Source organism: Nocardia alni, assembly GCF_019038435.1.
GTDB lineage: Bacteria > Actinomycetota > Actinomycetes > Mycobacteriales > Mycobacteriaceae > Nocardia > Nocardia alni.
In genome coordinates this window covers 15,346-27,642 of the sequence record NZ_JAGPOX010000045.1, presented here as the reverse complement: position 1 = coordinate 27,642, position 12,297 = coordinate 15,346, and the positions used below count along the sequence as shown (strand labels likewise).

The 12,297-nt window shown below is 67.4% G+C and carries 11 protein-coding genes; 6 read left to right on the top strand and 5 right to left on the bottom strand.

The window, feature by feature from the left end:
* Positions 1 to 26: 26 nt before the first annotated feature.
* Positions 27 to 710, top strand: a complete 684-nt coding sequence (locus tag JZ791_RS18830) for an HAD family hydrolase (RefSeq protein WP_216896454.1) — start codon at positions 27 to 29, stop codon at positions 708 to 710.
* 305 nt (positions 711 to 1,015) lie between these two features.
* Here the strand turns inward: JZ791_RS18830 and JZ791_RS18825 are convergent, their stop codons facing one another.
* From JZ791_RS18825 to JZ791_RS18815, 3 genes are all read right to left on the bottom strand, one after another.
* Positions 1,016 to 1,516, bottom strand: coding sequence for a hypothetical protein (locus JZ791_RS18825; protein ID WP_216896453.1), 501 nt, complete (start codon positions 1,514 to 1,516; stop codon positions 1,016 to 1,018).
* A gap of 295 nt (positions 1,517 to 1,811) precedes the next feature.
* Positions 1,812 to 2,516, bottom strand: a complete 705-nt coding sequence (locus JZ791_RS18820; RefSeq protein WP_216896452.1) for a haloacid dehalogenase type II — start codon at positions 2,514 to 2,516, stop codon at positions 1,812 to 1,814.
* Positions 2,517 to 2,548: 32 nt separating this feature from the next.
* Positions 2,549 to 4,213 (bottom strand): FAD-binding dehydrogenase, encoded by a 1,665-nt coding sequence (locus tag JZ791_RS18815; RefSeq protein ID WP_216896451.1) that lies wholly within the window; start codon positions 4,211 to 4,213, stop codon positions 2,549 to 2,551.
* A 255-nt stretch (positions 4,214 to 4,468) separates the two neighbouring features.
* Between JZ791_RS18815 and JZ791_RS18810 the strand changes: the two genes are divergently transcribed.
* From JZ791_RS18810 to JZ791_RS18795, 4 genes are all read left to right on the top strand, one after another.
* A complete protein-coding gene (locus tag JZ791_RS18810; protein ID WP_216896450.1) occupies positions 4,469 to 5,704 on the top strand; it encodes a winged helix-turn-helix domain-containing protein in 1,236 nt (411 codons plus the stop codon).
* A 159-nt stretch (positions 5,705 to 5,863) separates the two neighbouring features.
* The gene (locus JZ791_RS18805) at positions 5,864 to 6,154 is read left to right on the top strand and encodes a hypothetical protein (protein ID WP_216896449.1); all 291 of its coding nucleotides are present in this window, start codon (positions 5,864 to 5,866) and stop codon (positions 6,152 to 6,154) included.
* Between the two features lie 282 nt (positions 6,155 to 6,436).
* Positions 6,437 to 8,338 (top strand): CocE/NonD family hydrolase, encoded by a 1,902-nt coding sequence (locus JZ791_RS18800; RefSeq protein ID WP_216896481.1) that lies wholly within the window; start codon positions 6,437 to 6,439, stop codon positions 8,336 to 8,338.
* Between the two features lie 310 nt (positions 8,339 to 8,648).
* A complete protein-coding gene (locus tag JZ791_RS18795) occupies positions 8,649 to 9,194 on the top strand; it encodes an isochorismatase family protein (RefSeq protein ID WP_216896448.1) in 546 nt (181 codons plus the stop codon).
* Positions 9,195 to 9,250: 56 nt separating this feature from the next.
* Here JZ791_RS18795 and JZ791_RS18790 read toward each other — a convergent pair whose 3' ends face one another.
* Together JZ791_RS18790 and JZ791_RS18785 are read right to left on the bottom strand one after the other, a co-directional pair.
* Positions 9,251 to 10,171: a hypothetical protein gene (locus tag JZ791_RS18790; protein ID WP_216896447.1), complete on the bottom strand. Its 921-nt coding sequence runs from the start codon at positions 10,169 to 10,171 to the stop codon at positions 9,251 to 9,253.
* A gap of 63 nt (positions 10,172 to 10,234) precedes the next feature.
* Positions 10,235 to 11,254, bottom strand: coding sequence for a bile acid:sodium symporter family protein (locus JZ791_RS18785; protein ID WP_216896446.1), 1,020 nt, complete (start codon positions 11,252 to 11,254; stop codon positions 10,235 to 10,237).
* A 70-nt stretch (positions 11,255 to 11,324) separates the two neighbouring features.
* On the opposite strand from JZ791_RS18785, the gene JZ791_RS18780 reads away from it, so the two are divergent.
* Positions 11,325 to 12,200: a LysR substrate-binding domain-containing protein gene (locus tag JZ791_RS18780; protein WP_216896445.1), complete on the top strand. Its 876-nt coding sequence runs from the start codon at positions 11,325 to 11,327 to the stop codon at positions 12,198 to 12,200.
* Positions 12,201 to 12,297: the final 97 nt, after the last annotated feature.

Here is a 12,297-nt window from a genome sequence, read left to right as displayed (position 1 = left end):
GGGATGACTTGGGTAAGCTGTCTCGCGTGACTATCGACGCGGTGCTCTTCGATTTCTCCGGCACGCTGTTCCGGCTCGAGGCGGATGACAGCTGGGCCGCCGACCTGACCGCAACGGACGGGCGACCCCTGAGCGAGGCCGAGGCCGCGGAGGTCATGCACCAGCTCACAGTGCCCGTGCATCAGGCGGCGCGGTTCGATTCGGAGCATCAGTGGGCATGGGAGCAGCGGGATCTGGATCCCGCGCAACACCGCAAGGTCTACCGGGAGGTGTTGCGGCAGGGCGGGATCGAGGGTGAGATCGCGCAGCGGCTGTACTCACGCATGATCGATCCGGTGTCATGGACGCCCTACCCGGACACCGGTAAGGTGCTGGAGGCGCTGGCGGGCAATGGAATTGCGGTCGCGGTCCTCAGCAATATCCCGTTCGACCTGCGGCCGTGCTTCGTCGCGCGCGACTGGGATCGGTATGTCCAGCTCTACGCGCTGTCGTTCGAGGTCGGTGCGGTCAAGCCCGATCCGGCGATCTTCGAGTGGACGCTGGAGCAGCTGAATGTGCGTCCCGAATCGACGCTGATGGTCGGCGACAGCGTCGAGAACGACGGCGCCGCAACGGCACTCGGCTGCCAGTTCGCCTGGGTCGACCCACTGCCGACGACCGAACGCCGGACCGGCTTGCTCGACGCGCTGGGCACGCACGGGCTGCCGTGAATACGCCTCGGCAAGCTGGCTGATTGGCTAACCCTGTGCTGATGTCGCGCTCGTCCCAGAGGTTCGGTGTCGGCTTGTAGGGGAGTGCGATACGCCATGTGGTGCCGCTGCCGTAGAGGCGGACTGCCTGAGCAGGCGGCGTGGGTAGCCGCATCCGGAATGCGTGGTGTTTTGGGAGCAAAAGGTGTGGGCGGAGGTCGGAACCGCCGCTCGACAGCGGTGGGCCGTGCGCGCGTCTTGTCGTCCAGGGCGCGCACGGCCTGTGTCCTGACCAGGTTGTCGGTCTTCGGTCCTCGAGTCGGCCGTCAGTCCTGGTCCTGGTACTGCCCGTAGCAGTACAGAGCGGGTTCGGCCCGATAGCACAGCGGCACGATGTTCGGAGCGGCCACGGAGCCGCCGATGGCACTGCCGAGCGTCCCGCCCATCAGCGCGCCGAAGCCGCCGCCGATGACGCCGCCGACGCCACAGCCGATCACCCCGCCGGGTATGGCTCCGATTCCGGCTCCGACAACCGCGCCCGGTACGGCGCCGAAGGGGATGCCGAAGACGCAGCCGATCGGCGCGCCGATGATGGCTCCGGCGATGGCGCCGGTCGTTGCTCCGTTGGCCGCGCCGGCCTGTTGGGCCTGCACGGCGTTGTTGTAGTCGGACTGAGCGTCGACCGGTTGTGCCTGTGGTGCGGGGATTACCGCCGCCGGGACTGCGGCGGCGGCCGGTCCGGGAGCCGCGTTCGCGGCACCGACGGTCAGACCGGCGATGGTCACGGCTAGGGTGGCGGTGGCGCTGAATCTGAGCAGGGTGTTCATGATCGACCTCGGTTCACTAGTCCACCGGCGACTTTCGGCCGTGTGGATCGGCGATACTGCGAATCGCGGTGTACTCCCGCGGTTCTCGCTAAGAAAACGGCGCGAGCCTGGTAACGATCTGGCGTTGACCTTAAATATTGCTGTCAAAGCAAGATGGGGTTTCGAACGTCGTGCACCGGCCGGGTGTGCTCGTCCATCGGGCAACGCAATTCGAGCCGATTCGTCGGGGTCGACGCACTGCCGACGACCCGGTGTCACACCGGTTCCTCGTCGCGCGGGTCGGGTCCTGCGTCGCTCAGCAGCCGAGTTGGTCGGCCAGGTCGAGGAAATCCGTTGCGTTGATGTCGAATTCGTCCGAGAACTCGAAGTCGGCCAGCGCGGGGTCGCCGAATTCGAGTGGGCGCGAGACGAACGCGGTGCTGAAACCGAGCTCGGCGGCAGCGCGGATGTCGTACTTGTGGCTGGCCACCATCATGATCTGGCCCGGCTCCAGGCCGAGATAGCCTGCGGCCGTGCGGTATGCGCGAGGGTCCGGCTTGAACGTACCGGCCATTTCGGCGGCGAAGACCGCGTGCCACGGGAAGTCGCAGTGCCGGGTGATGCTCACCACCGCGGCCACATCGGCGTTGGACAGTGTGGCCAGGGTGTATCGGGTGCGCAGGCGGGTCAGCCCGGGTACCGCGTCGGGCCAGGCGTCCAGGAGTCGCCATGCCGCGGTGAGTTCGTCCCGTGCGGGCGGATCCAGGTCCATGCCTCGGGCGTCGAGGAGTTCGTCCAGGGCGGTGCGGTACACCGAATCGACGCTGATCCAGCCATCGGTGTCGTTGTGCGCCCGGAGACGTTCGAAATATGCTGCCCGCCAATCGTTGACGAATCCTGCCCAGTCGCGGCCGGGGTAGCCCGCGCCCAGGGCGCGTTCGCCGGCCCGGGTGAGCGTGGTGTGGAAGTCCGTGGCGGTGCCCTGGACGTCGAACAGCAACGCCTGCGGCCGATCGGTCATGGCCGGAGCGTAGCCGCGCATCCCGGCGCGGCTCAGCGCGACCGCCGCGTCATTGCCCGTCCGGCCGCGCGTCCGGAGAAGATGCATCCACCGAGGAACGTGCCTTCGAGGGCGTTGTAGCCGTGCACCCCGCCGCCACCGAATCCGGCGACCTCACCGGCCGCGTACAGGCCGGTCAGGCCGGTGCCGTCCGGGCCGATCACCTGGGAATCCAGGTTGGTCTGGATGCCGCCGAGGGTCTTGCGCGTCAGGACGTTGAGCCGGACCGCGATGAGCGGGCCGTGGGCCGGATCGAGGATGCGATGCGGGCTGACCACGCGGGCGATCTTGTCACCGAGGGCGCGGCGGGCGTTGCCGATGGCCATGAGCTGCGCGTCCTTGCTGAACTTGTTCGCCACGTCGCGATCGCGGGCGACGATCTGGCGCTCGAGATCGGCTACGTCCAGCTGCGGGCCCCGGGCCAGCTTGTTCATACCCGCGACCAGATCCGTGATGTTGTTCGCGGTCACGAAATCCACACCGTGCTTCAGGAACGCGTCCACCGGGCCGGGGGCGCCCTTGGCGGCGCGGCTCTTGAGGGTGACCTTGAGGTCCTTACCGGTGATGTCCGGGTTCTGCTCGGACCCCGAGAGCATGAACTCCTTCTCCACGATGCTCTGGTTCAGCACGAACCACGAGTAGTCGTAACCGGCGGCGAGGATCTCCCGCATCGAGGAGTTGGTGTCGAACCCGGGGAAATTCGGTGCGGCCAAACGCTTTCCGTTGGCGTCGAACCACATCGAGGACGGGCCGGGGATGATCCGGATGGCGTGGTCGGGCCAGATGGAGTTCCAGTTGTGGATGCCCTCGGTGTAGTTCCACATGCGGTCGCGGTTCACGATCCGCCCACCCGCCTGCTCGGTGATCCCCAGCATCCGGCCGTCGACGTGCGCGGGCACACCCGAGATCATGTGCTCCGGGCACGGGCCCAGCCGATCGACCGGCCAGTTCTTGCGGATCAGCTCATGGTTGTGGCCGATGCCGCCGGACGAGACGAGCACCGCTGGCGCGCGAAACTCGAACTCGCCCACCACCTCTCGCGAGGATGCCTTGCCGCGCTCGAGGTCGGTGGGCTCGAGCACGCCGCCGCGCGCGCCCACGACCGCGCCGTCCTCGATGATCAGCTCGTCCACGCGGTGCCGGAAGGCGAATTCGACCAGTCCACGCTTCTCGGCCTCGAGGACCGGTTCGAGGAACACCCGCACCACTTCCGGCCCGGTACCCCAGGTGAGATGGAAGCGCGGCACCGAATTGCCGTGCCCGTCGGCGCTCGAGCCGCCGCGCTCGGCCCAGCCGACCAGCGGTGTCACCCGCAGGCCCAGATCGTGCAGGTACTGCCGCTTCTCGGTGGCGGCGAACTCGACGTAGGCGCGGGCCCACTGCCGGCCCCACAGGTCCTGATCGTCCCGGTCGAATCCGGCCGAACCCTGCCAGTCCTGCCAGGCCAGGTCGAACGAGTCCTTGATGCCCATGCGGCGCTGTTCGGGACTGTTCACGAAGAACAGGCCGCCGAGCGACCAGAACGCCTGCCCGCCGAGATTGTTGCGATTCTCCTGGTCCAGCACCAGCACCCGGCGACCGGCGCGGGTGAGCTCGTAGGTGGCGACGAGCCCGGCGAGCCCGGCCCCGACGACGATGGCATCCGGCTGCTGTGTCATGCGAACTCCTCGGCGATTGCGGGCCTGTGTGGTGGTGTGGAGCGCGGTGTCCGGTTTTCGATACACGAATGTATCCGATGGAACTCAACCTATCAGATACGGCAATTGTGGACCCGGGGTACGACGAACTCGGCCGGGCGGCTCGAGCCGGTGGTCGCGCTCGAGACCGAACGCCCGGGCTCGCGCCGGACCAGGAACCGCCGCGGACCGGGTGGAATGGCGAACTTGTCGGTGCCACATGGCATCGTTCTTCTCGTGCGTACCATGACCGCCGCAGCGGCCCGCCGGACCGCTCTCGCCGCCCAGGGATTCGCCACGCCGCGCCCGCAGGCCGAGCCCACTCGCCGGACCGTGGCGCGGGTGTGGGAGAAAACCCAGCTGCTGCAACTGGATTCGGTGTCCGCGGTGGTGCGGGCACACTACGCGCCGGTATTCAGCCGGATCGGCGCGTACGACCGCGCCCTGCTGGACGAGGCGGCCTGGAGTCACAGTGTGCGTCGCCCGCGCAAGCTGGTGGAGTACTGGGCGCACGAGGCGGCGGTGGTCCCGGTCGAGGATTGGCCGCTGATGCGCTGGCGGATGGGGCAATTCCGCAATGGGCGGTGGGGTGGCGCCCGGCAGGTGCTCGAGCGCAGCCCGCACCTGCCCAAGGATGTGCTCGAGGTGATTCGCGAGTTCGGGGCGTGCACGGCGGGTGAGGTCGAGAAGCATCTGGAGCTCGACCGGCCGCGCAGCAAGGACCACTGGGGCTGGAACTACAGCGATACCAAGGTGGTGTGTGAGCAGTTGTTCGCCATCGGTGAGCTGTCGGTGGACAAGCGAGTCGGTTTCCAGCGTCACTACGATCTGACCGAGCGAGTGCTGCCGCCGCAGGTGCTGGCCCGCCGGGTGGAGGAGGGCGAGGCGGTGCGCGAACTGGTGCGCCGCTCCGCCACGGCCCTGGGCGTCGGTACCGAGGCCGATCTGCGCGACTATTACCGCCTGCACCGTCGTCAGACCGAGCCCGCCATCGCCGACCTCGTCGACGCGGGTGAACTCGAACCGGTCCTGGTCGACGGCTGGGACAAGCCCGCCTACCTGCACACCGCCGCCCGCACCCCGCGCCGCATCACGGGCGCGGCGCTGCTGTGCCCGTTCGACCCGCTGATCTTCTTCCGCCCGCGCGCCGAGCGGATCTTCGACTTCCACTTCCGCATCGAGATCTACACGCCCGAGCACAAGCGGGTGCACGGGTACTACGTATTCGCCTTCCTCCTCGACGGTGAGCTGGTGGCCCGGGTGGATCTGCGCGCCGAGCGAGCCTCGGGGCGGCTGCTGGTGCCGGGCGCGTTCGCCGAATCGGGCTGGGACAGCCCCTATGTCGCCGCGGAGCTGGCTCGTGCGCTGCGCGAGATGGCCGACTGGCTGGAGTTGGATGTGGTCGAGGTCGGGAAGCGCGGGGATTTCGCGGGTCCGTTGCGCAATGCGGTGCGCGGCCGGGCACGGGGTTGATCGGCCCTCCGCCCGGCACGTATGCGGTTGGGAGCGATGGGGTATTGCCGGATCGGCCATCACGGGCGATGCCGGGTGCGACCAGCGATGTGCGTCGTTCAGCGATGTGCGTCGTTCGATAGAAGTCCACTCGCCGTGTGCGCCACCTACACTCGGTGTGTGGATGGGGCTGGACCCGCATGGGGTGAGGACGAGTACGTCGAGTATCTGGAGGGTGAGCGGCTCTGTTTCGCGTGGGTGATGCAGCGGTATGGGGGACTGCCGGCTGCGCGGGCTCGAGCCGACGCGTTGGAGCTGTATCCGTACGAGGCGGCGGACGAACCGTATCGCGGGATGATCTTTCATGACCTGGCGTGGCATTATGCGATGGAGCGGATTCATGGTCGCGAGTACGCGATCGAGCATCCTGAGCTGAGGAATCCGCCGGCGGAGTATTCCGCGCTTTGGTGATCGGCCGAGTAAAAAGCCGGGGAGCGCGGGGATTTCGCGGGTCCGAGTGCATCAGCCCCTGCGTGGACGTTGGACACGCAGACGCACGACGACGGAACATTCCGAGTCGATGATGCTGGCCGCAGGGTGCGAAGTTCTCGGGCGAGCCGGGGTGCTCGAGGGTGAAACTTATCCGTTTTGGGCGGGATGCCGAACACGATCGTATGTGTCGGTGCTCGGTGTTACGGTCGAGGCATGTCGGGGAATCGTCGGTGGCGCAATCGAATTGTCCGCGCGGCCGCGATGGTGGCCGCCGGGGTGCTGATCCTGAGCGGGTGCGGGGGATCGGGGAGCGGTTCGTCCGGCGGCGGGCCCCAGGCAGCGGCGAAGTGGCCGCCTGCGCAGGGGCGTGGCAGCTGTGCGGTCGACGAGCAGACGAATGTGCCCGCCACCATGCGCGATGGCGTCGTGCTGAAGGCCGATGTGTATCGCCCCCGGACCAAGGATCCGGTGCCGGTGATTCTCATGCGCACCCAGTACGGCAAGACGGAGGCGCAGATCCAGCCGTACCGGTTCCAGAGTCCCGACTGGTTCGCCTCGCACTGCTATCTCGTTGTCGTGCAGGATATTCGGGGTCAGGGCGCGTCAGGCGGCACCTTCACCGAATTCGCCAACGATCAGAACGACGGGTACGACTCGGTGGAGTGGGCCGCGCGGCTGCCCGGCTCCAACGGTAAGGTGGGCATGTACGGCTCCTCGTATGTGGGTGCCACGCAATGGCTTTCGGCGGTCACCGCCCCGCCGCACCTGGTCACCATCGTGCCCTCGAACACCGCGTCCGACTATTACGACGGCTGGACCTACGAGGGCGGCGAGTTCCGCTTGGCGTTCATCGAGCCGTGGGCGATGGGTACGATCGGTGAGACGGCCGCGGTCAATCGCGGCGACACCGCGACGGCCCAACAGCTGCAGAACGATTCGGCGCAGTTCACCCGCTGGATGGCCTATCGCCCGTACCAGCAATTCCCGCCGATGCATCCGGGCGATACGAACGTCGCCCCCTGGTTCTTCGACTGGATGCGGCATCCCACGCGGGACGACTACTGGAAGCAGTGGAGCATCCGCGACAAATACCCGAACGTGAAGATCCCGGTGCTCGACTTCGAGGGCTGGTATGACGCCTTCCTGGCCGGTGGCACAGAGAATTTCACCGGTATGGTGCAGCGCGGCGGCACCTCGCAGGCCCGTGCCAATCAGCGCATCGTGATCGGTCCGTGGGATCACGTCGGCTGGGGCAGGCCCGGCGCCGATGTCTCCGCGCCCATGCTCGACGATATGGCAGATCCGAACGGCAGCAGCCCGGTCAACGACCTGATGCTGGCGTGGTACGACCATTTCCTGAAAGGTCAGGACAACAAGGTCGCAGGTGCGCCCACGGTCGACTACTTCCTGATGGGCGCGAACAAGTGGAAGACGGCGACCGCCTGGCCGCTGCCCAACACCCGCTGGACCACCTACTACCTGTCCGGCAACGGCGGCAACGGCGAGACGGGCCGCTTCGGCCAGCTCACCGCGGCGCAGCCGAAGGACTCGCAGGCCCCCGACACCTACTACTACGATCCGAACGATCCCGTCCCCAGCGCCGGCGGCCACTCCTGTTGCGGCGCGAGCAGTGGCCCGCAGGGCCCCTACGATCAATATGTCGTCGAACAGCGCTCCGACGTGCTCACCTACACCACGGCCGCGATGTCCGCCGACACCGAGATCACCGGCCCGACCGAGGTGAAACTCTGGGCGTCCTCCACCGCGCCCGACACCGACTTCACCGCGAAACTGGTCGAGGTAGCGCCCGACGGCTCCACCATGAACCTCAACGACGGGATCATCCGCACCCCCTTCCGCGACTCCCTGGAGAACCCCACACCCACCGTCCCCGGCCGGCCCTACCAGTACACGATCAAGATCTGGCCCACCAGCTACCTGGTCAAGGCCGGCTCCCGCATCCGCCTCGAAATCTCCAGCAGCGACTACCCCCAATTCGCCCCCAACCCCAACACCGGCCAACCCTTCGGCACCACCCCCGATGTCCAGGGCGCCACCCAAACCATCCTCCACGACCCAGCACACCCATCCTCGGTAACCCTGCCTGTCATCCCGGCAGGCGGTCCCGAGACCACCGAATTCCCCATGGACGCAACACATTAACGCCCTCCGAAGGCCGGGGACAATGGTGATGCCTGTGTGCGCATCTCGATGCCGGGACTCTGGCGGAGTGGCCGGTCGACGCCGACCCCGAGAACCGCGCTCATGCCGCGCGGTGTCGGCACCGAGCCCTGGCACTAGCAGACCGGCATCGTCGCTGCCGCAATGAAACCAAGCCGTATCGGCCACCGCATCGGAGTAAGTGAATCAGGAAAGTTCCTGGCTCCTGGTCCTGAGAGGAGCGCCCTGGTCACCTCCCGCTCGCAGTACTACAATTCGTAGTAATTACCGGCAGCGCTCGATCGGAGTCGACATGCTCGATTCGCGGTCCAGGGCGATCCTCATCATCGACGCGCAGATAGCTGTCCTCGAAAGTTGCTGGCAGCCAGAGGTGTTGATCGCTGGCCTCAACACCGTGATCGCAGCGGGACGGCGTGGGGACATCCCGATCGTGTTCATCCAGCACACCGACTCATCCGGCGAACCGGCCCTCGACACCCCGGGCTGGGCGCTGCACCCGGAGCTGGACGCAAGGCCCACCGATCGATTTCTGACGAAAGCGGCCACGGATTCCTTCTATGGAACCGACCTCGCCGCGACCCTGACCGACCTGGACGTCGATACGGTAGTCGTCGGCGGCGCGGCCAGCGACTATTGCATCGACGCCACCGTCCGGGCGGCCCAAAGCCTGGGTTTCGACGTCGACCTGCTCTCGGACGGCCACACCGCGCAAGCCGGTTCCACCGGATTATCTGCGCCACAAATCATCTCGCACATCAATGAGGTCCTCGCAGCGGCCACGCATCCCGGCGGCCGCGTCCGGCTCGTGTCCTGCGGATCAGACTTCCGGCTGGACTGAGCATCGAATATGCCGCGGTTCCGATGGCGGCACAAGGATCTTCGCGCTCCGGCAGCCTACGAGGTGGGGAGTTCGCGTTCGCGGTAGGCCGCTTCGGTGGTGAGGGCGGCGGCCTGGAGGTAGGTTTCGGTGCTGTCGGCCAGGCGGGTGTGCCAATAGGTGACGCGGCGGGCGTAGCGGGCCACTCGATCCGCGGCGGCGGTGAGGGCGCTGTCGTCGTCGGTGGCGGCTGCTTCGCGTTCGGCGGTTTGAGCCTCGGCGAGGCGTTGTTCGGCGCGGAAGAGGTTGTGGCGGACGTCTTCCGGATCCTGCACGCTGTCGCGGAGCTCGTGGGCCTCCTCGCGGAGTTCGTTGACCATCTGCTGGTGCGGCGTGGGAGTGTTGAGGGGCCGGGGGTCGGCCGGGGCGTGGCCGATCTCGTCGCGGCGATCAGTGCGAACGCTTCCCGCGCCGGACCCGCCAGGATCATCATGCAGGACAGGCCATTCGAACGGAGAGCGGGGAGGCGGCTCACCACGCCGGCGCCGGGCCTCCAGTTCCTGGGCCTCCTGCGCATAGGCCGCCATGAGGTCGCGGAATTCATCCAGGTCGTCCTCGGTGATGGCCCGGTACGCCAGACGGGTGGTCATCGAGACCACCTCGACGCCGGACCCGTCGCGCAGGCGCACGGTGAGCACCCGGACGGGGGCGGGTTCGGGGCGGCCCTCGACGCGGGCCTCGACGATCGCGTCGCGGCACTGTTCGAGCGCGGTCTCACAGGCCCATTCGAACAGCGTGTTGGCGATGGCGTAGGCGGGATGCGCGGAACTGTCGCCGGTCCACGGGTGCTCTTCGCCCGGACCTACCTCGCCGCCCTCGAAGACAGTGCCGTCGTGCAGTACCTCCCACGAGTACGGGCCGATATTCCCGGTGCCGTCGAAGGGCTCGGCCGAGGCGGTGGTCTCGGTCGCGTCCGAATTCGCGGAGGGGGAGGGCACACATCCAATATATGCGGCCCCCGAACGGCCGGTCGGGGATCGCGCGGTGGGTTTGCGGCGGATCTATGCGGCGTCGGAGGCGACCGCTTCGCCGGGCGAATCCTGTTTCGCCGCGGCCGCGTCGGCCTGACGCCCCCAGCGCCCCGACAACCACGCGCAGGTCATCAGCTGGATCTGGTGGAAGAGCATGAGCGGCAGCACGATCAGGCCGACGGCGTGCCCGGCGAACAGGACCGAGGCCATGGGCAGGCCGCTGGCCAGGCTCTTCTTCGAACCGCAGAAGATCATGACGATGCGGTCGCCGCGGTCGAAGCCCAGCAGTTTGCTCGCATAGATGGTCAGCGCCAGCACGGCCGCCAGCATCGCGGCGCACACGACCGCCACCGTCACCAGCGACAGCACCGAGATGCCGTGCCAGATGTGCTCGACCATGCTCTCGCTGAAGGCGGTATAGACGACCAGGAAGATCGAACCGCGGTCCACCGCCTTGGTGACTGTGGCGTGCTTCATGAGCACCTGCATCCGAGTGCGCAGCAGCTGACCGAGCAGGAACGGCAGCAGCAACTGGACCACGATCGACAGGATGGAACTCGCCGACACGCGGGCTTGGCCGGTCGTATTCATCAGGAGGATGACCAGCAGCGGGGTGACGAACACGCCGAGCAGATTGGACAGCGAGGCGCTGACCACCGCGCCCGCCACGTTGCCCTTCGCGATCGAGGTGAACGCGATGGAGGACTGCACCGTCGAGGGCAGCAGGCACAGATACAGCACGCCGGTGTACAGGTCGTCCGGCAGGATCGAGGGCGTCAGAATCCGCAGCGCCAGCCCGATCAGCGGAAACGCGATGAAGGTGACGGCCAGGACGCTGGTGTGCAGCTTCCACTGCTTGAGTCCCTCGAGCGCCTCCCGGGGCTTCAGGCGCGCGCCGTACAGCAGGAACAACAGCCCGATCGCGATCTTGCTGGCCCAATTCACGATTCCGGCGGCATCGCCCCGCGCGGGCAGCAGCGCGGCGACCAGGACACACGTGAGGATGCCGAGGATGAACGGGTCGATCCGAAGTTTGGCTAAGAGCTGCACAAATGAACGATACGGCGGACGAACTAATCGTAAAAGACGTTGGAAACGATATCTCTGAACGTATATCGTGATGAATATGTTCGATCCAGATCTGCTGCGTACCTTCCTTGCGGTCGAGCGCACCGGCGGCTTCACCGCGGCGGGCCGCATCCTGGGGCTGCGGCAGTCCACGGTCAGCGGGCATATCGCCCGGCTCGAGCAGGCCGCCGGGCGGGAGCTGCTGCGCCGCGATACGCGCAACCTGGCGCTGACCGCCGACGGCGCGGCGATGGTCGGCTTCGCCCGCACCATCCTCGACGCGCAGACCCAGGCCGAACGGTTCTTCTCCGATTCCCGGCTCACCGGTCTGATCCGCCTGGGCGCCTCCGACGATGTGATGGGCCGCGAGCTGCCCGATGTACTGCTGGAATTCCAGCGCAGCCATCCGGGCGTGGATCTGGAGCTGACCGTCGGGCTCAGCGAGAACCTCAAGACCCGGATGGCGGCCGGTGAGCTGGACTTGGTCGTGGGCAAGCGGCGTCCGGGGGAGCGGCACGGCGAACTGCTGTGGCGCGACCGTCTGGTGTGGGCCGGACGGCAGGGGGCGGCGGGGTTCACCGACCCCGTGCCGCTGGTGACGTATCCGCCGCCGAGTATGACCCGCGAGGCCGCGCTGGAGGCATTGCGGGTGCAGGGGCGCAGCTGGCGGATAGCGTGCGTCAGCGACAGTCAGCTGGGGCTGCGGGCGGCGGTGCTGGCCGGGTTGGGGGTTATCGTGCACGCCGAAAGCCTGTTGCCTGCCGGACTTTTCGCGGTCGCGGACGAGAGCTTGCCGGAGCTCGGGGATCTGGAATTCGTGCTGGTTCGCCGTCGTAGCAAGCTGTCCGAGCCCGAGCGGGCGCTGTGTGACGCGATCAGCGCGGCCGCCCAGCGTGAGCATCCGGCCCGGCGCCGACAGGCTGTGTAGACGGCGCGGCGCGCAGTCGGCTGACCAGGTTGTTCGGTGTGGGGGCGCACGGACCTGGTCCGCGAATTCGTCCGGCTCGGGCCGGGCGATCATGGGG